The 20,566-nt window shown below is 72.5% G+C and carries 19 protein-coding genes; 13 read left to right on the top strand and 6 right to left on the bottom strand.

Annotated features, from left to right (window positions below; genetic code table 11):
* Nucleotides 1–15 precede the first annotated feature (15 nt).
* Entirely contained in the window at nt 16–1,605 is a 1,590-nt protein-coding gene (locus tag ACPOLB_RS14865; protein WP_425256776.1) for a M48 family metalloprotease, read from the top strand.
* 15 nt (nt 1,606–1,620) lie between these two features.
* Here the strand turns inward: ACPOLB_RS14865 and ACPOLB_RS14860 are convergent, their stop codons facing one another.
* Nucleotides 1,621–1,980 (bottom strand): phage holin family protein, encoded by a 360-nt coding sequence (locus tag ACPOLB_RS14860; protein WP_425256775.1) that lies wholly within the window; start codon nt 1,978–1,980, stop codon nt 1,621–1,623.
* Between the two features lie 235 nt (nt 1,981–2,215).
* On the opposite strand from ACPOLB_RS14860, the gene ACPOLB_RS14855 reads away from it, so the two are divergent.
* Complete coding sequence (locus ACPOLB_RS14855) at nt 2,216–2,623, top strand: SWIB/MDM2 domain-containing protein (RefSeq protein WP_425256774.1); 408 nt, start codon at nt 2,216–2,218, stop codon at nt 2,621–2,623.
* A gap of 62 nt (nt 2,624–2,685) precedes the next feature.
* On the opposite strand, the gene ACPOLB_RS14850 is transcribed toward ACPOLB_RS14855, so the two are convergent.
* The 4 genes from ACPOLB_RS14850 to uvrA are packed head-to-tail and all read right to left on the bottom strand — an operon-like array spanning nt 2,686 to nt 8,140.
* Nucleotides 2,686–3,555, bottom strand: coding sequence for a hypothetical protein (locus ACPOLB_RS14850; RefSeq protein ID WP_425256773.1), 870 nt, complete (start codon nt 3,553–3,555; stop codon nt 2,686–2,688).
* Nucleotides 3,552–4,466: a DinB family protein gene (locus ACPOLB_RS14845; RefSeq protein WP_425256772.1), complete on the bottom strand. Its 915-nt coding sequence runs from the start codon at nt 4,464–4,466 to the stop codon at nt 3,552–3,554. Before ACPOLB_RS14845 ends, ACPOLB_RS14850 begins: the two co-directional genes overlap by 4 nt.
* A 56-nt stretch (nt 4,467–4,522) precedes the next feature.
* The gene (locus tag ACPOLB_RS14840; RefSeq protein ID WP_425256771.1) at nt 4,523–5,140 is read right to left on the bottom strand and encodes a 2-hydroxychromene-2-carboxylate isomerase; all 618 of its coding nucleotides are present in this window, start codon (nt 5,138–5,140) and stop codon (nt 4,523–4,525) included.
* Nucleotides 5,141–5,182: 42 nt separating this feature from the next.
* Nucleotides 5,183–8,140 (bottom strand): excinuclease ABC subunit UvrA, encoded by a 2,958-nt coding sequence (uvrA, locus tag ACPOLB_RS14835; RefSeq protein WP_425256770.1) that lies wholly within the window; start codon nt 8,138–8,140, stop codon nt 5,183–5,185.
* A gap of 67 nt (nt 8,141–8,207) precedes the next feature.
* Between uvrA and ACPOLB_RS14830 the strand changes: the two genes are divergently transcribed.
* Nucleotides 8,208–8,600: an Ig-like domain-containing protein gene (locus ACPOLB_RS14830; RefSeq protein ID WP_425256769.1), complete on the top strand. Its 393-nt coding sequence runs from the start codon at nt 8,208–8,210 to the stop codon at nt 8,598–8,600.
* Between the two features lie 16 nt (nt 8,601–8,616).
* On the opposite strand, the gene ACPOLB_RS14825 is transcribed toward ACPOLB_RS14830, so the two are convergent.
* On the bottom strand, nt 8,617–10,569 hold the full coding sequence (locus ACPOLB_RS14825; protein ID WP_425256768.1) for a RecQ family ATP-dependent DNA helicase: 1,953 nt from the start codon (nt 10,567–10,569) through the stop codon (nt 8,617–8,619).
* Nucleotides 10,570–10,723: 154 nt separating this feature from the next.
* Between ACPOLB_RS14825 and ssb the strand changes: the two genes are divergently transcribed.
* The 10 genes from ssb to ACPOLB_RS14775 all read left to right on the top strand — a co-directional run bounded on the left by ssb (nt 10,724) and on the right by ACPOLB_RS14775 (nt 20,553).
* Nucleotides 10,724–11,218 carry a single-stranded DNA-binding protein gene (ssb, locus tag ACPOLB_RS14820; RefSeq protein ID WP_425256767.1) on the top strand — a complete coding sequence of 165 codons (495 nt, stop codon included), beginning with the start codon at nt 10,724–10,726 and terminating at the stop codon, nt 11,216–11,218.
* Nucleotides 11,219–11,413: 195 nt separating this feature from the next.
* Nucleotides 11,414–11,767, top strand: a complete 354-nt coding sequence (locus ACPOLB_RS14815) for a hypothetical protein (protein WP_425256766.1) — start codon at nt 11,414–11,416, stop codon at nt 11,765–11,767.
* Nucleotides 11,768–11,818: 51 nt separating this feature from the next.
* Nucleotides 11,819–12,907 carry an efflux RND transporter periplasmic adaptor subunit gene (locus ACPOLB_RS14810; protein WP_425256765.1) on the top strand — a complete coding sequence of 363 codons (1,089 nt, stop codon included), beginning with the start codon at nt 11,819–11,821 and terminating at the stop codon, nt 12,905–12,907.
* Nucleotides 12,904–16,167, top strand: a complete 3,264-nt coding sequence (locus tag ACPOLB_RS14805) for an efflux RND transporter permease subunit (protein WP_425256764.1) — start codon at nt 12,904–12,906, stop codon at nt 16,165–16,167. The genes ACPOLB_RS14810 and ACPOLB_RS14805 overlap by 4 nt, the downstream gene beginning before the upstream one ends.
* A 2-nt stretch (nt 16,168–16,169) precedes the next feature.
* The gene (locus ACPOLB_RS14800; protein WP_425256763.1) at nt 16,170–16,394 is read left to right on the top strand and encodes a YgaP family membrane protein; all 225 of its coding nucleotides are present in this window, start codon (nt 16,170–16,172) and stop codon (nt 16,392–16,394) included.
* 65 nt (nt 16,395–16,459) lie between these two features.
* Nucleotides 16,460–16,750 (top strand): metal-sensing transcriptional repressor, encoded by a 291-nt coding sequence (locus ACPOLB_RS14795; RefSeq protein ID WP_425256762.1) that lies wholly within the window; start codon nt 16,460–16,462, stop codon nt 16,748–16,750.
* A gap of 25 nt (nt 16,751–16,775) precedes the next feature.
* Nucleotides 16,776–17,213: an OsmC family protein gene (locus ACPOLB_RS14790; protein ID WP_425256761.1), complete on the top strand. Its 438-nt coding sequence runs from the start codon at nt 16,776–16,778 to the stop codon at nt 17,211–17,213.
* A gap of 17 nt (nt 17,214–17,230) precedes the next feature.
* Nucleotides 17,231–18,205: an SLAC1 anion channel family protein gene (locus ACPOLB_RS14785; RefSeq protein ID WP_425256760.1), complete on the top strand. Its 975-nt coding sequence runs from the start codon at nt 17,231–17,233 to the stop codon at nt 18,203–18,205.
* 106 nt (nt 18,206–18,311) lie between these two features.
* Nucleotides 18,312–18,926 (top strand): CAP domain-containing protein, encoded by a 615-nt coding sequence (locus ACPOLB_RS14780; RefSeq protein WP_425256759.1) that lies wholly within the window; start codon nt 18,312–18,314, stop codon nt 18,924–18,926.
* A gap of 97 nt (nt 18,927–19,023) precedes the next feature.
* On the top strand, nt 19,024–20,553 hold the full coding sequence (locus ACPOLB_RS14775; RefSeq protein ID WP_425256758.1) for an ABC transporter substrate-binding protein: 1,530 nt from the start codon (nt 19,024–19,026) through the stop codon (nt 20,551–20,553).
* Nucleotides 20,554–20,566 lie beyond the last annotated feature (13 nt).

Here is a 20,566-nt window from a genome sequence, read left to right as displayed (position 1 = left end):
ATCATAGGTCGGACCTTGCAGACCACGACCGCCTTGCGTCACCGCCTCCACCGCCTGCCGCCGCTGCTGCTGGCACTGGCCCTCGCCGCCGCGCCGCTGCAGGCGCCGCTGGCACAGGTGCGGCTGCCGTCGCTGGGCGATGCCGGCACCGAGGAATTCAGCGTCGGCACCGAGCGCCGCGTCGGCGAGCAGATCATGCGCGAGGTGCGGCGCGACCTGGCCTACCTCGACGAGCCGGTGCTGCTGGAGTACGTGCAGTCGCTGTGGAACCCGCTGCTGGCGGCAGCGCGCCAGCGCGGCGACATCGAACCCGACGCCACCACGCAGTTCAGCTTCGAGATCTTCCTCGTCGCCGACCGCAGCGTGAACGCCTTCGCGCTGCCGGGAGGCTTCGTCGGCGTGCACCTGGGCCTGATCGCGCTCACGGCCAGCGGCGACGAGCTCGCGTCGGTGCTCGCGCACGAGCTCACGCACGTGACGCAGCGCCACATCGCGCGCCGCATCGGCGACACGCAGCGCACCTCGATGGCCAGCATGGCGGCCATGATCCTGGGCATCCTGGTGGCTGCGCGCGCCAACAACCCCGACATGGCCAACGCCGCCATCGTCGGCAGCCAGGCCGCCACCATCCAGGGCCAGCTGAACTTCTCGCGCGACATGGAACGCGAGGCCGACCGCATGGGCTACGGCCTGCTCGGCGACGCCGGCTTCGCCCCCATCGGCATGGCGCAGATGTTCGAGAAGCTCGACAACGCCAACCGCATCAACGACAGCGGCAACTATCCCTACCTGCGCAGCCACCCGCTGACCGTGGAGCGCATGAGCGAGGCGCGTTCGCGCGCCCTGTTCAACGGCAACGCCCGGGGTGCCCTGCCGCTGCGCCACGCCCTGATGCAGCAGCGCGCCCGCGTGCTGATGGACACCGACCCGCAGACGCTGCGCCGGCTGCAGGAGCAGGCCGCCCCGGCGGCGGCGCCGCTGCGCGACCGGCTCGCGTCGGCCTATGCCGGTGCGCTGGCGGCGTCGCTGCTGCGCGACCACGCCACGGCCGAACGCCTGGCCGGCACGGCGCTGGCGCTGGCTGCCCAGGCCGAGCCGCGCGAGCCGCAGGCCGAACGTGCCGTGCGGCTGCTGCAGGCGCAGGTGCGCCTGGCGCGCGGCGACGCGCGCGCGGCGCTGCAGGCGCTGGACGGCATCGGCACCGACGCGGGTGCGCGCGCGCCGCTGCTGCTGCGCGCGCAGGCGGCGCTGGGCCTGCAGCAGCAGGACGCGGCTGCCGCTGCGCCGCTGCTGCGCCAGGTCACCGAGTCGCTGCAGACCTGGGTGGCCGAACACGGCCAGGACGCCGGCGCCTGGGGCCTGCTGGGCAGCACCGCCGACGCCATCGGGCTGCGGCTGCGTGCGCTGCGCGCCCAGGCCGAGTCGCGTGCGGCGATCGGCGACCTGGGCGGCGCCATCGACCGCCTGCGCGCCGGCCAGGAGGCCGCGCGCACGGCCAGCGGCCAGGACTTCATCGAGGCGTCCGTCATCGACGCGCGCCTGCGCGAGCTGACGGCGCAGCGCCGGCAGCTGATGCTCGACGCGCGCAACGGCAACGGGCCGTGATGGCCCGGCCGCGCTTCAGCCGCCGCGGCCGTTGAACAGGTTCTCGACCGCGAGGTCGATCACCATGCCGCACAGGCTGTAGATCAGCGAGCCGATCAGCGCCGCCCAGAAGCCCGCGACCTGGAAGCCGTCGAGCACCGAGGCCGCGGCCCAGAACATCAGCGCGTTGATGACGAACAGGAACAGCCCCAGCGTCAGCAGCGTCACCGGCAGCGTCAGCAGCACCAGCAGCGGCCGCACCAGCGTGTTGAACAGGCCCAGCACCAGCGCCGCGATCAGGGCCGACGTGAAGCTGGCGACCGAGACACCGGGGTAGACGTTGGCCACCAGCAGCAGCGCAGCGGCCAGCAGGAACCAGCGGGCAAGCAGTTTCATGGCGCGAGCATACCCCGCGTGCGGCGCCGCACCGACTGCAGGCCGCGGCGGCAGCGCTTGTGTGCGCAGGGCCACAAACGGCGTGGCAAACACGCCATCCACCTATGAAAACTGCTTCTCTCTCCCTCGTACAGGCAGTACCATCGCGCCTGCACGGCGTATCCCTGCAGACGAGGTCCCATCGAGACAGCGCGCGCCGCCGGCATCCGACCAACATCTGACGGAGAAATTCCACATGGCAACTGCGAAGAAGGCCCCGGCCAAGAAGGCCCCGGCGAAGAAGGCGGCTCCGGCCAAGAAGGCCGCCGCCCCGGCGAAGAAGGCAGCTCCGGCAAAGAAGGCCGCTGCCCCGGCGAAGAAGGCAGCCCCGGCCAAGAAGGCCCCGGCGAAGAAGCGCACCCCCAGTGCCGCCTTCATGAAGGCCATGACGCCCAGCGCCGCGCTGGCGGCCGTCATCGGCGACAAGGCCATGCCGCGCACCGAGGTGACCAAGAAGGTCTGGGAGTACATCAAGAAGAACGGCCTGCAGGACAAGGCCAAGAAGACGATGATCAATGCCGACGCCAAGCTCAAGGAAATCTTCCAGAAGGCCCAGGTGTCGATGTTCGAGATGACCAAGCTGATCAGCAGCCATCTCAAGTGAAGCCCGGCGGGCCGTGCGGCCCGCCGCTTCCGTTCCAAGAAGCCGGCGCATGCCGGCTTTTTTCATGGCGCTGCGGGGGCCGGCGTGCGCGCCAGCGTTTCGGCGCAGAACTGCCGCATGCCCGCGTCCTCGATGCGCGCCAGCAGCGCCTGCATCTGCGCGACGTGGTGCTGCAGCGCCGCCGTGTCGCTCGCCGCGTGCTGTGCGTGGGCCGCGCACTCATGGGCGAAGAACAGCTCGTCGGGGGCGGCGCCTTCGGCTTCGCAACGCTGCAGGCAGGCCTGGGCGTGGGCGACCGCGTCGGCAGCCTGGCCCAGCGCGGCGTGGCACATCGCCAGCTGGTAGTCGGCGCGCTCCACGTGCATCCAGGTCCCGGCGCGGACCCAGGCGCGGCGCGACAGCCGGGCCGCGGCCAGCATCAGCGTGTCGATCGCGGCGTCGCCACGCGGGCCGTCGCGCAGCGCGCCGGCCACGTTGTTGGCGCTGGCGGCGTAGGCGCGGCGTGCCGGCTGCTCGGGGTGGGCGGCAGCGGCGGCTTCCTCGGCCAGCAGCAGCGCCTGCGCCTGTGCCGCCTGGCCGCGCGCGGCCAGCACCAGCACCAGGTATTCCAGGCCGTTCCAGCGTTCGGCGTCGCTGCAGGCCGGTGCCGGCGTGCCCTGCAGCCGGGCCAGCGCCCAGCGCGCGGGCCGGGCCGCGGCCTCCAGCGCTGCATGGGGCGGCGCGGCATCGAGCAGGCGCTGCATCGCCGCGGCATCGGCGGCATGCGTCAGCAGCACATGGGCGGCCAGGCGCAGCACGCCGGCGCCGTCGGCATCGTCGGGCAGCGTGGGCGCGTGCGCCAGCAGTTCCGCGGCCACGGCTGCGGTGTCGGTCGCATGGCGGTCCCAGGCCTGGTCGAGCCAGGCGCGCAGCGGGCTGGGTGGTGTGCTCATCGGCGGTCTCCCTGCGTGGTGGTCACGGTGTTCCAGAGGCGGGCCATCTCGTCGCGGTGTTCACGGTCGTGCGCCACCATCGCGGCCAGCACGTCGCCGGCGGTGCAGCGCTGGCCGGCGAACACCGCCGGCCGCGCCAGCACGGCCGTGTCGAACGAGGCCAGCGTGCGCAGCGTGCGGCGGCGCTGGGCAACGAAGCGCCGGGCCGCGCCGCGCCACGGGCGTTCCTGGTAGCGCTGCATGGCGGCGAGGCGGTCGCCGTCGACGCCGGGCAGGCGCGGCCGGTGCGCGTGCAGCAGGCGCTCGGCGCGCGGGCTCCAGCCGAGCTGCTCGATGTCTGCCAGGTGCCACAGGTGTTCGGTGAGCGAGAAGCCGCCCGTGGCGGGCCGCGTGGTGGCGGCAGCCGCCGGCAGCGCCCCGAGCGCTTCCAGCAGGCGTTGCACCGCGTCTGCGGTGCCGGCCAGGAACTGCCGTGCGGCGGCCAGGGCCGCGTCGCTGCCGATGCGCGTGCCGTCGAGCGCCGGCTCGCCCGGCGCCTGCAGCGCCGCCAGCACGGCGTCTTGCGCGCCCGCCGCCGCGGCCGGCTGCGCATGGGCTGCCTGCGCCTGCTGCAGCGCCGTCAGCGCGGCGCTGCGTTCGCGCTGCGTCGTCGTGACCCAGCGCGCCGGCAGCGCCTGCAGCGGCCGCGGGTCCAGGTAGTGCAGCTTCTCGCGGCCGCGCCACAGCGTCACCACCAGCGAGGCCGACTCCAGCACCGCGAGGTGCTTCGACAAGGCCTGGCGCGTGAGCGGGAAACCGGCTGCCAGTGCGCCCAGCGTCAGGCCGGGGGAGTCGCGCAGGCGGTCGAGCAGACTGCGCCGCGTGGCGTCGGCCAGCGCGCGCAGCAGGGTGTCGGTGGCGTCCTCGTCCATCGCGTCATGCAACTCGTGGGTTGCATGATGCTTGCGGAGGCGCCGAAATGCAACCTTCAGGTTGCCTGTGGCGCGGGCAGGCCGAGGCGCCGTGCCAGGAAGTCCAGGCGGTCCTGGCCCCAGAAGAGCTCGCCGTCGACCACGTAGGTGGGCGCGCCGAACACGCCCGCGTCGATGGCCTGCGCGGTGTGCTCGGCGTAGGCGGCGGCGGTCGCGGCGGTCTGCGACGCCGCCAGCCGCTCGGCCGGCAGGCCGGCTTCGTGCAGCAGCGCGGCGAGCGTCGCGGTGTCGGCGATGTCGCGCTGCTCGGCCCAGCAGGCCGCGAAGACGCGGCCGGCGATGTCCAGCGCCGCCGCGTTGCCGTCGGCTGCGGCCACCGCGGTGATCAGCAGGTTCGCCGGGTCGCCGGCCACCGGGAAGAAGCGCGGCTGCACGTGCATCGGCAGGCCCAGGTGGCTGCTGAAGCGCCGCAGTTCCAGCAGGCGGTAGGCCTGGCGCTGCGGCGCGCGCTTGGGCAGCGGCAGCCCGCCCGAGGCGGCGAAGACGGCGCCGAAGTCCGCCGGCTTCACCCGCACCTGCGCACCTGCGGCCTGCGCCAGTTGCACGAAACGCGCGTGACCGAGGTAGGTCCAGGGCGATTGCGCGGCGAAGTGGTAGTCGATGGTGGCGGGCATGGGGGTGTCTCCTGTTCCCGCGCAGTCTAGGGCCGGCCGCCGTCAGGCCAGCAGCGGCTTCAGGAAGCGGCCGGTGTGGCTGCCTTCGAACGCCGCCACTTCCTCGGGCGTGCCCGACAGCAGCACGCGGCCGCCGCCGGCGCCGCCTTCTGGGCCCATGTCGATCAGCCAGTCGGCGGTCTTGATGACGTCGAGGTTGTGCTCGATCACGACGATGGTGTTGCCGGCGTCGCGCAGCTGGTGCAGCACGCGCAGCAGCAGTTCGATGTCGGCGAAGTGCAGGCCCGTGGTGGGCTCGTCCAGGATGTACAGCGTGCGGCCGGTGTCGCGCTTGCTCAGCTCCAGGGCCAGCTTCACGCGCTGCGCCTCGCCGCCGCTCAGCGTGGTGGCAGCCTGGCCCAGGCGGATGTAGCCCAGGCCCACGTCCAGCAGCGTCTGCAGCTTGCGCGCCAGCGTGGGCACGGCGCTGAAGAAGGCGTGCGCGTCCTCCACCGTCAGCTCCAGCACCTGGCGGATGTTCTTGCCCTTGTAGAGGATCTCCAGCGTCTCGCGGTTGTAGCGCGCACCGTGGCACACGTCGCACGGCACATAGACGTCGGGCAGGAAGTGCATCTCGACCTTGATGACGCCGTCGCCCTCGCAGGCCTCGCAGCGGCCGCCGGCCACGTTGAAGCTGAAGCGGCCGGCACCGTAGCCGCGTTCGCGCGCCGCCGGCACCTCGGCGAAGAGCTCGCGGATCGGCGTGAACAGGCCGGTGTAGGTGGCCGGGTTGCTGCGCGGCGTGCGGCCGATCGGGCTCTGGTCGACGTTGATGACCTTGTCGAACACGTCCAGCCCGTCGATGCGCTCGTGCGGCGCCGGCTCGGCATGGCTCTGGTAGAGCTTCTTGGCCACCGCGGCGTACAGCGTGTCGTTGACGAGCGTGCTCTTGCCCGAGCCGCTGACGCCGGTGACGCAGGTGAACAGGCCCACCGGGATGTCGACGCTGACGTTCTTCAGGTTGTTGCCGCGCGCGCCGACGATGCTGAGCACGAAGGCCGCGGCGCCGAAGCCCTTGGCCGGGCGCCGCCGCTTGGGCACCGCGATGCGCAGCGTCTGCGCCAGGTAGCGCCCGGTCAGCGACTCGGGGTTGGCCGCGACCTCGTCGGGCGTGCCCTGGGCAATGACGCGCCCGCCGTGCACGCCCGCGCCCAGGCCCATGTCGACGACGTGGTCGGCGGCGCGGATCATGTCCTCGTCGTGCTCGACCACCAGCACGCTGTTGCCCAGGTCGCGCAGGTGCTGCAGCGTGCCGATCAGGCGTTCGTTGTCGCGCTGGTGCAGGCCGATGCTGGGCTCGTCCAGCACGTACATGACGCCGCTCAGGCCGCTGCCGATCTGGCTGGCCAGGCGGATGCGCTGCGCCTCGCCGCCGCTGAGCGTGTCGGCGCCGCGGTCGAGGCTGAGGTAGGTGAGGCCGACGTCGTTCAGGAACTTCAAGCGGCTGCGGATCTCGCGCACGATCTTGTCGGCGATCTCGGCCTTGTTGCCCTCGAGCTGCAGGCTGTTGAAGTAGGCCAGGCCTTCGGCCAGCGTCGTGTGCTCGACCTCGTAGATCGAGCGGCCGCGGTCGGCGCCGCCCGCGGCGTGGCGCAGGAAGACGTGGCGGGCCTCGCGCCGCAGCCGCGTGCCTTCGCAGGCCGGGCAGGGCTTGGCGGCCTGGTAGCGCGCCAGGTCCTCGCGCACCGCGGCCGAGTCGGTCTCGCGGTAGCGGCGCTCGAAGTTGGGCAGGATGCCCTCGAAGGGGTGCGCGCGCTTCACGGTGCGCTGCTTGCCCTTGGCGCCCTCGGCCTGGTAGACGAAGGCGATCTCCTCGCTGCCCGAGCCGTGCAGCAGCACCTGCTGCACCGCGCGCGGCAGGTCCTCGAACGCGGTGTCGACGTCGAAGCCGTAGTGCGCGGCCACGCTCTCCAGCAGGCTGAAGGTGTAGGCGTTGCGGCGGTCCCAGCCCTTCACCGCGCCGGCGGCCAGGCTGAGGCTGGGGAAGGCGACCACGCGTTCGGGGTCCATCGCCGTCACCTGGCCCAGGCCGTCGCACGACGGGCAGGCGCCGACCGGCGAGTTGAACGAGAACAGCCGCGGCTCCAGCTCGCTCAGCGAGTAGCTGCACACCGGGCAGCCGAACTTGCTGCTGAACAGGTGCTCGGCGCCGCTGTCCATCTCCAGCGCGATGGCGCGGCCGTCGGCGATGCGCAGCGCGGCCTCGAAGCTTTCTGCCAGGCGCTGCTTCATGTCGGGCTGCGTCTTCAGGCGGTCGATGACGACGTCGATGTCGTGCTTGTCGGCCTTCTTCAGTTTCGGCAGTGCGTCGGCCTCGACCACCGTGCCGCCGACGCGGAAGCGCACGTAGCCGCGCGCCTGCATGTCGGCGAAGAGCTCGACGAACTCCCCCTTGCGGTCGCGCACCACCGGCGCCAGCACCATCAGCTTCGTGCCTTCAGCCAGCGCCAGCACGGCGTCGACCATCTGGCTCACGCTCTGTGCCTGCAACGGCAGGCCGTGGTCGGGGCAGTACGGCGTGCCGGCGCGGGCGAACAGCAGGCGCAGGTAGTCGTGGATCTCGGTGATGGTGCCGACGGTGCTGCGCGGGTTGTGGCTGGTGGCCTTCTGCTCGATGCTGATGGCCGGCGACAGGCCTTCGATGACGTCGACGTCGGGCTTGTCCATCAACTGCAGGAACTGGCGCGCATACGCGCTCAGGCTCTCCACGTACCGGCGCTGGCCTTCGGCGTACAACGTGTCGAAGGCGAGGCTGCTCTTGCCGCTGCCCGACAGCCCCGTGATCACCACCAGCGCGTGCTTGGGAATGTCGAGGTCGATGTTCTTCAGGTTGTGCGTGCGCGCACCGCGGATGCGGATCCAGGGCGTCAGGGCCGGCACAGACTGCGCCGGCACGGGCGTGGCCGGGTCGCGGCGGGTGCCGGGGGCTGCGGCGCCAGGGTCTTCGCGGTGGGGAGGCATCGGGAGGGCGGAAGTCAACCGGCCATCATAGCGACCACGCCCGCTTCGGGCGCAGTACGATGCACGCATGACGACGCGCATCCGCTTCCGCCTGGCGGCGCTGGCCGCGGCGCTGCCGCTGCTGCTGGCCGGCTGCGGTGGCGGCATCTACCTGGAATTCACCGACGACGATCCGCCCGAGGTCGACATCGCCGCCAGCACCGCCAGCGCCTTCCCGGGCGAGACGGTGCGCCTGAGCGCCTTCGCCGTCGACGACGACTACGTGGTCGAGGTGGCCTTCTACCGCGAGGAACGCGACGGCAGCCTGACGTTGCTGGGCGTGGACGACCGCGCGCCCTTCCAGTGGGACGCGACCATGCCCAACGTGCCGCGCGACAGCACCGTCTACTTCGCCGCGCGCGCCTACGACAGCGTGGGCCAGCGCAGCGGCACGTCCTACGTGTCGGTGCTGGCCGACTGAAGCGCCGGCGGGGTGCTCAGTCCACGCTGTCGAGCACGCGCAGGATCTCCCGCCCGTAGGCGTCGAGCTTCTTCGCGCCGACGCCGCTGATGCCGCCCAGCGCGTCCAGCGTGGCCGGGTGCTCGCGCGCCATCTCGGCCAGCGTGGCGTCGTGGAAGACGACGTAGGCCGGCAGGTTGTGCTCGCGCGCGACCTCGGCGCGCCAGGCCTTCAGCGCCAGGAAGCGCGCGGTGGCGCCGTCGTCCAGCGGCAGCGGCGGCGGCTTGTCCTTCGCCGCGCCGCGCGTGCCGCGCGGGCTCCTGCCGCGCTGTGGCGCCTCGCTGGGCATGCGCAGCTGCAGCGTGACCTCGCCGCGCAGCACCTCGCGTGCGCTGGGGGTCAGCTCCAGCGTGCCGTAGTCGCCCTCGGCACGAAGGTGGCCCAGCGCGATCAGCTGCCGCAGCACGCTGCGCCACTGGGCTTCGGACACGTCCGCGCCGACGCCGAACGTGGACAGCGTCTCGTGTCCGTATTGCGCCACCTTGTCGGTGCGCTTGCCGCGCAGCACGTCGATCAGGTGGCCGGCGCCGAAGCGCAGCCCGCCTTGCTGGTGGAAGCGGTAGATGCAGCTCAGCGCCTTGCGCGAGGCCTCGGTCGCGTCCCAGGTGGCCGGCGGCTGCAGGCAGTTGTCGCAATTGCCGCATCGCGCCCCCAGGCTCCCTTCGGTCGCCACCCCCCGAGGGGGCTCGCCACGGACCGGGAGACCCGGATCCGCGTCGGGTCCGCGGTAGTATTCGCCGAAGTAGGCCAGCAGCCGCACGCGTCGGCAGTCGTGGGCTTCGGCCAGGCCCAGCAGTGCGTCGAGCTTGCTGCGCTGCAGGCGCTTGAAGTCGTCGCCGGCGTCGCTCTCGTCGATCATGCGGCGCTGGTTCACCACGTCGGCCAGGCCGTAGGTCATCCAGGCGTCGGCGGGCAGGCCGTCGCGGCCGCCGCGGCCGGTCTCCTGGTAGTAGGCCTCGATGTTCTTGGGCAGGTCGAGGTGCGCGACGAAGCGCACGTCGGGCTTGTCGATGCCCATGCCGAAGGCGATGGTGGCCACCATCACGATGCCGTCTTCGCGCAGGAAGCGGTCCTGGTGGCGGCGGCGCACGTCGGCGTCGAGCCCGGCGTGGTAGGGCAGCGCGGCCAGGCCCTCGGCGTTCAGCCAGGCGGCGGTGTCCTCCACCTTCTTGCGGCTCTGGCAGTAGACGATGCCGGCATCGCCGTCGTGTTCGTCGCGGATGAAGCGCAGCAGCTGCTTCTTCGGCTCGTCCTTCTCGACGATGGTGTAACGGATGTTCGGCCGGTCGAAGCTGGCGACGAACAGCCGCGCCTCGGCCAGCTGCAGGCGCTGGATGATGTCGGCGCGCGTGTGGTCGTCGGCGGTGGCCGTGAGTGCCATGCGCGGCACGCTCGGGAACTGCTCGTGCAGCGCGCTCAGGCCCAGGTATTCCTCTCGGAAGTCGTGGCCCCACTGGCTGACGCAGTGCGCCTCGTCGATCGCGAACAGGCTCAGCAGCCCGCGCTCGTGCAGCGACTGCAGCATGGCCTGGAAGCGCGGCGTCAGGATGCGCTCGGGCGCGGCGTACAGCAGCACCAGGCGGCCGCTCATCAGGTCGCGTTCGACCTGGCGCGCCGCATCGCCTTCGAGCGACGAGTTCAGGTAGGCCGCCGGCACGCCGGCTTCGTCGAGCGCGCCGACCTGGTCGTGCATCAGCGCGATCAGCGGGCTGACGACGACCGTGACGCCCTGCCCGGCGCGGTGGCGCACGATCGCGGGCACCTGGTAGCACAGGCTCTTGCCGCCGCCGGTGGGCATCAGCACCAGCGCGTCGCCGCCGGCGGCGACATGCTCGACGATCTCGCGCTGCGCGCCCCGGAAGGCGGCGTAGCCGAAGACTTCGTGCAGGACGTCGTGGGCGGGGTCGGTGGGGGTCAGGACGGCAGCCATGGTGCAGGCGCCGATCGTAAGCGACGGCCCCGGGCACCGCGCTGGCGCCCCCGGCCCGGGGGCCACCACCCGGGTGAACGCCTGCGGGCGATGCCGGCCGGCAGCCCGGCGCGATAATCCAGGATTCCCCCACCAGTTCCCCGGGAGCAGCCCCATGGCCAGCGTCAACAAAGTCATCATCGTCGGCAATCTCGGCAAAGACCCCGAGGTGCGCTACATGCCCAGCGGCTCGGCCATCTGCAACATCACCGTTGCCACCAGCCGGCAATGGAAGGACAAGACCAGCGGCGACCGCCAGGAAGAGACCGAATGGCACCGCATCGCGCTGTTCGACCGCCTGGCCGAGATCGCCGGTGAATACCTGAAGAAGGGCAAGTCGGTCTACATCGAAGGCCGTCTGAAGACCCGCAAGTACACCGACAAGGACGGCGTCGAGAAGTACACCACCGAGATCATCGCGTCCGAGATGCAGCTGCTCGGCGGCCGTGAAGGCGGCGGCGGCGGTGGCGATGACGGCGGCGGCTACGAGCAGCGCCCGCAGCGCAGCGCCCCCGCGCCGCGCGCCGCGGCGGCCCCGGCCCCGCGCCAGGCGCCGGCTGCCAAGTCGGCCACCGGCTTCGACGACATGGACGACGACATCCCGTTCTGACCGCCAGTCGCCGACCGGCCGGACCGCGCAGCGCCCGCCTGGCGCCCGGTGCCGGCTTTTCCAGGCCCGCAGACGCCCACGCGCTGCGGGCCTGTTGCATGGGGGGTCGGCTGCAGCAAACTTGTTCTTCATCAAGGTGCCGGAAACCCATGGGGGTAGGGTGAGGGTCCGACCAACGCTTTGACGGAGACCGCCGTGAAGACACCGCTCCCCCTCGTTTCCCTGCTGACCCTGGTGGGTCTGTGCGTCGGCGCCGCGATGGCCCAGCCCGGACCTGGCGCCAGCGCCCCCCGTGGCATGGGTCCGGGCCAAGGCATGGGCCCCGGCATGGGCCCGCGCTTCGGCGCCGACGTCACGCCCGGCTGGTCGATGATGACCCCCGAGGAGCGCGCGGCGCACCAGAAGGCGATGGCCGAGGCCAGGACGCAGGGCGAGTGCGCGGCCGCGCGCGACCAGCACCACCAGGCCATGGCCGAACGCGCCAAGGCGCGCGGCCAGACGATGCCGGCCCGGCCCCGGCGCGACGTCTGTGCCGGACTGCCGAAGTAGTCTGTTCGCAGTTTCTTGATACCCTGTGGGGTATGTGCTAGGATGCCTGTCATGGTCTCCACACACACCCTCCGCACCACCGCGCTGGCCGCCATGCTGCTGGCGGCGGTGGCCACCTCCGCCGCGCTGGCGGCCCCGCCCGTGCCCGTGGCGGCGGTCACGGTGCCCACGGCCGTGGTGCAGCCTGCGTCGGCGCTGGCCGGTTTCGTGCTCGACGGCAGCCTGCAGCCGCTGCGCCAGAGCGTGGTGGCGGCCCAGGTGGGCGGCAACGTGCTGGCGCTGGCCGTGCAGGCCGGCGACCGCGTGCGCGCCGGCCAGCTGCTGGCGCGCATCGACGCCCGCGACGCCCAGGCCGGGCTGCAACGCGGCGATGCCGGCGTCGCCCAGGCCGAAGCCGCGCTGCGCAATGCCCGCGTGCAGGCCGAACGCTCGCGCGAACTGCGCCGCCAGGGCTTCGTCAGCCAGGCGGCACTCGACGTCGCCGAGACCCAGCTGCAAGCGGCGCAGGCCGGCCTGCAGCAGGCCCAGGCCGGGCGCACCCAGGCGGCGCTGGCCAGCAGCTTCACGGCGGTGGCGGCGCCGTTCGACGCCGTCGTGCTGTCCACGCACGTCGAGGCCGGCGATCTCGCCGTCCCCGGCCGCGCACTCGTCACGCTGTACGCCCCGGGCGCGTTGCGCGCCGTGGCCCAGGTGCCCGCCTCGCGTGCGGCGGTGGCGGCCGCGGCGCAGCAGGTCGAGGTGCAGCTGCCCGACGGCCGCTGGATCGTGCCGGCCCGTCGCCAGGCCCTGCCCGCCACCGATGCCGTCTCCCAGACCGTCGAATGGCGCTTCGAGTTGCCGCCCGCGGCGCTCGCGGACGGCGCCCTGCAACCGGGCCAGAACGTGCGCGTGCGCTTCAGCGGCGCGCCGCAGGCCGCCGACGCCGCCCAGCGCCTGGTGCTGCCGGCCGCGGCCGTGCTGCGCCGCGGCGAGCTGACCGCCGTCTACGCGGCCCAGGACCGCCGGTTCGTGCTGAAGGCCGTGCGCCTGGGCGCCGACCGCGGTGCTGCCGGCATCGAGGTGCTGGCAGGCCTGAAGGCCGGCGAGCGCGTGGCGCTGGACCCGGTGCGCGCCGGCCTGGCCGGCGCCGTGCCGCAATGAACACCCCTGCCACCCTGGGCGTGGCCGGCCGCCTGGCGCGCGCCTTCCAGCGCAATGCGCTGACGCCACTGCTGGCCATCGTGGCGCTGCTGCTGGGTGCCTTCGCGGTGCTCGTGACGCCGCGCGAGGAAGAGCCGCAGATCAACGTCACGATGGCCAACGTCATCGTCGCCTTCCCCGGCGCCAGCAGCGCCGACGTGCAGAACATGGTGGCGCGCCCGGCCGAGCAGGTGCTGGGCCAGATCGCCGGCATCGAGCACACCTACTCGGTGTCGCGCCCCGGCGTGGCGGTGCTGACGGTGCAGTTCCAGGTCGGCGTCGCGAGGACCGAGGCGCTGGTGCGCCTGTACGACGTGCTCAACGCCAACCAGGACTGGCTGCCGCAGGGCCTGGGCACGCTGCCGCCCATCGTCAAGCCCAAGGGCATCGACGACGTGCCGGTGCTGGCGCTGACGCTGTGGAGCCGCGACGACCGCAGCGCCAGCGAGCTGCAGGCCGTGGCCCACGCGATGGAGGCCGAGCTCAAGCGCGTGCCCGGCGCCCGCGAGGTGCGGACCATCGGCGGCCCCGGCCGCGTGGTGCAGGTGACGCTGCAGCCCGAGCGCCTGCGCGAACGCGGCGTCGACCTGCTGCGCCTGCAGCAGACGCTGGCCGCGGCCAACCAGGGCATGCCGGCCGGCAGCGTCATCGACACCACCGGCGCCGGCACGCTGGCGGTGGAGACCGGCGCGTTCCTGCGCTCGGCCGCCGATGTCGGCGACCTCGTCGTCGGCGTCAGCAACGGCCGCCCGGTCTACCTGCGTGAGGTGGCGCAGGTGCACGACGGCGCGGCGCAGGCCAGCCACCATGTCTGGTTCACGCCCGGCGGCGCCGACGCACCAGGCAGCAACGCACAAGGCGCCGGCCACCCGGCCGTGACACTGACCGTGACGAAGAAGCCCGGCCAGAACGCGGTCGACGTCTCGCGCGCCGTGCGCGACCGTGTGGACGCACTGCGCAACACGCTGCTGCCGGCGGGCATCGAAGCCACCATCACGCGCGACTACGGCGAGACCGCGGCCGAGAAGGCCAACAAGCTGATCCAGAAGCTGGCATTCGCCACCGGCTCGGTGATCCTGCTCGTGGGCCTGGCGCTGGGCCGGCGCGAGGCCGTGATCGTCGGCGCGGCGGTGATCCTGACGCTGACCGCCACCCTCTTCGCCAGCTGGGCCTGGGGCTTCACGCTGAACCGCGTCAGCCTGTTCGCACTGATCTTCAGCATCGGCATCCTGGTCGACGACGCCATCGTGGTCGTCGAGAACATCCACCGCCACCAGCAGCTCGAGCCGGGCCGGCCGCTGCGCGAGATCATCCCGGCGGCCGTCGACGAGGTCGGCGGCCCCACGATCCTGGCCACGCTGACCGTGATCGCGGCGCTGCTGCCGATGGCCTTCGTCAGCGGCCTGATGGGGCCGTACATGAGCCCGATCCCGATCAACAGCAGCCTGGGCATGGCGCTGTCGCTGGCGATCGCGTTCACCGTCACGCCCTGGCTGGCGCTGAAGCTGATGAAGCCGCACGGCGCCACGGCGCAGGGCCACGGCGCGGCACCGCCCGCGGCCGGCCGCCTGGCGCGCGTGTTCACCGCGCTGCTCACGCCCTTCCTCGACAGTGCCAGGAAGCGCTGGCTGCTGCTGGCCGGCATCGTGGCGGCGCTGGTGCTGAGCGTCGGCCTGACCGTGGTGCAGTGGGTGGTGCTGAAGATGCTGCCGTTCGACAACAAGAGCGAGTTCCAGCTCGTCGTCGACATGCCCGCCGGCACCGCGCTGGAGGACACGGCCGCCGCGCTGCACGACCTGTCGGCCTTCCTGGCCCGCCAGCCCGAGGTGCGCGACCTGCAGGGCTATGCCGGCACGGCCAGCCCCATCACCTTCAACGGCCTGGTGCGCCAGTACGACCTGCGCGCCGACGCCGAGCAGGGCGACCTGCAGGTGAACCTGGTCGACAAGGCCCACCGCAGCGAGCAGAGCCATGCCATCGCGCAGCGCCTGCGCCCGGAGCTCGAGAAGATCGCCGCGCGCCACGCCGCCAACCTGAAGATCGTGGAAGTGCCCCCCGGCCCGCCGGTGATGAGCCCGCTGGTGGCCGAGATCTACGGCCCCGACGAAGCCGGGCGCCAGGCCGTGGCCGCGCGCGTCGCGCAGGCCTTCGCCGCCACGCCCGACATCACCGGCATCGACACCTCGCTGCGCGCCGACGCGCCGCGCGCCTTCCTGCGCGTGAACCGCCAGCGCGCCGAGACGCTGGGCATCCCGGTGGCCAGCATCGCCGCCACGGTGCAGGGCGCGCTGTCGGGCATGGACGCCGCCTGGCTGCACGACGGCCAGGCCAAGTACCCGGTGCCGGTGCGGCTGCAGCTGCCGCGCGAGGCGCAGGTGGGCCTGGACGCGCTGCTGGCGCTGCCGCTGCGTGCGGCGGGCGGGCAGCTGGTGCCGCTGTCGGAGCTGGTGCGCGTGGAACGCGGCGTCATCGACAAGCCGCTGTTCACGAAGGACCTGCAGGGCGTGAGCTACGTCTACGCCGACGTGGCCGCCGGCGGCCAGACCCCGGACTCGCCGCTGTACGGGCTGTTCGGCATCCGCAGCCGGCTGGCCGCTGCCGCGCTGCCGGGCACCGGGGAGCTGGGCGAATACTGGATCCGCCAGCCCGCCGACCCCTACCGCCAGTACGCGCTGAAGTGGGACGGCGAGTCGCAGATCACCTACGAGACCTTCCGCGACATGGGGGCGGCCTACGGCGTCGGCCTGGTCCTGATCTACCTGCTGGTGGTCGCGCAGTTCAGGAGCTACGTCACGCCGCTGGTGATCATGGCGCCGATCCCGCTGACCATCATCGGCGTGATGCCCGGCCATGCGTTGCTGGGTGCGCCGTTCACCGCCACCAGCATGATCGGCATGATCGCGCTGGCCGGCATCATCGTGCGCAACAGCATCCTGCTGGTGGACTTCATCGACCTCCAGGTGGCGCAGGGCACGGCCTTCCGCGACGCGGTCGTGCAGTCGGCGGCCGTGCGCGCGCAGCCCATCCTGCTGACCGGGCTGGCCGCGATGATCGGCGCCTTCTTCATCCTCGACGACCCCATCTTCAACGGCCTGGCGATCTCGCTGATCTTCGGCATCGCCGTCTCGACGCTGCTGACCCTGGTCGTCATTCCTGTTCTCTACTTCGCCGCCAATGCGCGGCGGAACCTCCCCGCCCCCACCTCAACTGCAGGAGTCTGACCATGACCGTCGAACGCTACATCCGCCTGATGGCCGGTTTCTTCGTGCTGCTGTCGCTCGCCCTCGGCGTCGAAGGCAGCCCCGTCTTCGTGAGCCCGTGGTTCCTCGCCTTCACCGCCTTCGTCGGCCTGAACCTGTTCCAGTCGGGCATCACGAACTTCTGCCCGCCGAGCTTCCTGCTGAGGAAGCTGGGTGTGCCGGAGGGTGGCGCGAGCTGCTCGCGCTGAAACCTCGTGGAGCAGGGACAATGCCGACTCGAAGCCATCCCAGCCCCAAGACGGAGCCCTGCACCATGAGCATCCTGGTCGACGCCGACGCGCGCACCGACATCCTGAACCGCCTCAAGCGCGCCGAAGGTCAGCTGCGCGGCATCCAGCGCATGGTCGAGGAAGGTGAAGCCTGCCTCGACATCGCCGGCCAGATGTCGGCCGTGCGCAAGGCGCTGGACAGCACCTACGTGCGCATGACCGTGTGCTTCATGCAGCAGGAGCTGATGGGCCGCCTGGGCATGGCCGAGGAGCGCCAGGCCGAGCTGAACGCGGTGCTCGAGGACGTGCAGTCGCTGCTGGGCAAGATCCGCTGAACCACCTCTGCACCCCGGGGACACCATGAGCGAGACCGTGCACCTGCAGCAGCAGCAGGACTACCGCTTCGAGATCCGCTTCGGCCCCGGTGGCGTGCCGCTGCTGGCCGACGAGCCGGCGCCGCTGGGCACGGGCGCCGGGCCATCGCCGGTGCAGTTGCTGGCGGCCGCGGTGGGCAACTGCCTGAGCGCCTCGCTGCTGTTCGCGCTGCGCAAGTTCAAGCAGGTGCCCGACCCGCTGTCGGCCAGCGTCACCGCCGACGTCGGCCGCAACGCCGAAGGCCGCATGCGCGTGCTCGCGCTGCAGGCCCGGCTGACGCTGGGCGTGCCGGCCGCGCAGATCGAGCACCTGGACCGCGTGCTCGCGACCTTCGAGGCCTACTGCACCGTGACGCAGAGCGTGCAGGCCGCCATCCCGGTGCAGCTGCAGGTGTTCGACAGCACGGGCGTGCAGCTGAAATGAGCGGTGCCGCGCCGAAGTTGAAGTTCCTCTTCCCCGGCTGGTACGCCATCGTGATGGGCCTGGGCGGCCTCGCGCTGGCCTGGCACCGCGCGGTGCCGCTGATGGGCGAGATGGCCGGCGCCGTGGCGCTGGTGGTCGGCGGCCTGGCGGCGCTGGTCTTCGCACTGCTGGCCGCTGCCACGCTGTGGCGCGGCTGGACACAGGCGGAGGCCTGGGCCGAGGACCGCCGCCACCCGGTGCGCCACACCTTCATCGCCACGCTCCCGATCGCCGTGCTGCTGCTGGCCACCGTGGCCGTGGCGCTGTTCGGGCCCAGCCTGCCGGCACGGGCACTGTGGTGGGCCGGCAGCCTGGGGCAGTTCGGCGTCACGCTGTGGGTGCTGGCGCGCTGGTGGCGCAGTGCGCAGCAGGGCGGGCTGGTCTGGGCCAGCATCACGCCGGCGCTCTTCATCCCCATCGTCGGCAACGTGCTGGTGCCTCTGGCCGGCGTGCCGCTGGGCCACGAGGCCTGGGCTGCGGCGCAGTTCGGCGTCGGCCTGCTGTTCTGGCCCCTGGTCTTCGTGCTGCTGGTCGCGCGGCTGCTGGTGCAGGGGCCCTGGCCCGAGCGCCTGCGGCCCACGGTGTTCATCCTCATCGCGCCGCCCGCGGTGGTGGGCCTGGGCCTGCTGCAGTTCGGCGCGCCGCTGCTGGTGGCCTGGGTGCTGTGGGGCATGGCGCTGTTCACCTTCCTGTGGGTGGGCACGCAGGCGCGGCTGATCGCCGGCATGCCGTTCGCACTGACGCACTGGGCGATGTCGTTCCCGCTGGCGGCCTTCGCGGCGCTGACGCTGCGTCTCGCCAGCCCGGGCACGCCGCTGGCGGTGCTGGGGCCGGTGCTGCTGGCGCTGGCCTCGCTGCTGATCCTGGTGCTGGTGCTGGGCACGCTGCGCGGCCTGCGCGACGGCACGCTGCTGGCGCCCGAACCCGTGGCGGCGATCCAACCCGCGGCGTGACGGATTGCGCGGCCGACCGGGCCGTGCTGTCAGCGAACGTGACGGCACCCCCCGCACGGACGCATCTGCTGATGTCGCCCCCCGCGCGGCGGCGATGCTGGCGGCCATGAGCCCCATCCACACCGCCGGCGCGCTGCGCCGGGCCCGCCTGCTGTCGCAGACCCTCGCCCTGTCCTGGGCCCTCGCAGCCTGCGGCGGCGGCGCCGACGGCGGCGCGCCGGCCACCGCCCCGGCGCCGCCGGCCGCCCAGGCGCCTGCCAGCCCGGTGGCCGGCACGCGGGCCACCTGCAACCTGGCCGACTTCCAGGCCGAGGTGCTGCGCCTGGTGAACGCGGCGCGTGCCGCCGGCGGCAGCTGCGGCAGCAGCGGCAGCTTCGCGCCTTCCACGCCGCTGGCCTGGAACAACGCGCTGGCGCAGGCTGCGCTGGTGCACTCCGACGACATGGTGGCCGGCGACTTCTTCAGCCACACCGGCAGCGACGGCAGCAGCGCCGGCACGCGCGCCGCCGCCGCCGGCTACAGCGCCGGCACCTGGGGCGAGAACATCGCGGCCGGGCAGCCCACGGTGGCGGCCGTGATGCAGGCCTGGATGGCCAGCCCCGGGCACTGCGCCAACATCCTGCGCGCGAGCTACCGCGACATCGGCCTGGCCTGCGTCGCGGGCACGGGCGACAGCCGCTACGGCACCTACTGGACGATGGTGCTCGGCGCGCCGCGCTGAGGGCCGGCGGCGGCGGCGCCGCGCGCGGCGCGGTGGACGGCAGCGGGCCGGCCGCTACGATGCGGCCCTCGTCGCCACCGCCTGGAGCCCGCCCGCCATGACGTCACCGACCTCCACCGCGCCGTCGACGCTGCGGCGCTGCCTGGCCGCCGCTGCCGCCGTCGCCATGGCCGCCACGCTGCTGCTGGCACCGCCGCTGCTGCACGCGCAGCCGAAGAAGGACACGCTGACGCTGGCGATGACGCTGGAGCCGCCGGGGCTGGACCCGACCGCCGGCGCGGCCTCGGCCATCGGCGAGATCGTGCTCTACAACGTCTTCGAGACGCTCACGAAGATCAACGGCGACGGCCGCGTCACGCCGCTGCTGGCCGAGCGCTGGACGACGGCGCCCGACCTGAAGACCTGGACCTTCACGCTGCGCCAGGGCGTCACGTTCCAGAACGGCGAGCCGTTCTCGTCGGCCAACGTCAAGGCCAGCTTCGAGCGCGCCGCCGCGAAGGACAGCACCAACAAGGACAAGGCGGTGTTCGCCAACATCGAGCGCATCGACACGCCCGATGCGCGCACCGTGGTGCTGGCGCTGAAGAACGGCAACCCCGACCTGCTGTTCCAGCTGGGCCAGGCCACGGCCATCATCGTCGAGCCGAAGAGCATGCCCACCAACGCCACGCAGCCGGTGGGCACGGGGCCCTACCGGCTGGAGGCCTGGAACCGTGGCGCGTCGGTCACGCTGGTGCGCTGGGACGGCCACCGCGATGCGCGCAGCGTGGCGCTGCGCCGGGTGCAGATCCGCTTCATCGGCGACCCGGCGGCGCAGGTCGCGGCGCTGCTGTCGGGCGACGTCGACGTGTTCCCGCGTGTCTCGGCCGCGCGCAGCCTGAAGCAGTTCCAGGGCAACAGGAAGTACCAGGTGCTGGTGGGCGGCTCACGGGCCAAGGCCATCCTGGCCATCAACAACAAGCGCAAGCCCCTGGACGACGTGCGCGTGCGCCGCGCCATCGCCGTCGCCATCGACCGCCAGAGCGTGATCGATGGCTCGGTCGATGGCTTCGGCGTGCCGATCGGCAGCTACTACGTGCCCGGCGCGCCGGGCTACATCGACACCACCGCCATCAACGCCTTCGACCAGGCCCGGGCGCGCGCGCTGCTGCACCAGGCCGGCGTGGCGCTGCCGCTCGAGCTGACGATGAAGCTGCCGCCCACGCCGTACGCGCGCCAGGGCGGCGAGGTCATCGCCGCGATGCTGGCCAAGGTGGGCATCAACGCGAAGATCGAGAACGTGGAGTGGGCGCAGTGGCTCAGCGGCGTCTACGGCCAGAAGGCCTACGACCTGACGGTGATCCTGCACGCCGAGCCGCTGGACTTCGGCAACTTCGCGCGCCCGAACTACTACTGGGGCTACGAGTCGGCCGAGTTCAACGCGCTGTGGGCGAAGATCAACGCCACCATCCAGCCCGACGAGCGCAACCGGCTGCTCGCCGAGGCGCAGCGCCTGGTGGCCAACGATGCCGTGGCGGCCTACCTGTACCAGCCCACCTTCATCACCATCGCGCACGCGCGGGTGCAGGGGCTGTGGAAGGACGTGCCGGCGTTCGTCAACGACATCGCCGCCTGGCGCTGGCAGTAGGCGGGCAGGCCGC

It is taken from the genome of Rubrivivax soli (genome assembly GCF_049810355.1).
Classification (GTDB): domain Bacteria; phylum Pseudomonadota; class Gammaproteobacteria; order Burkholderiales; family Burkholderiaceae_C; genus Rubrivivax.
Note: the sequence above shows the minus strand (reverse complement) of the source record. Positions and strands in the feature narration are given on the sequence as shown.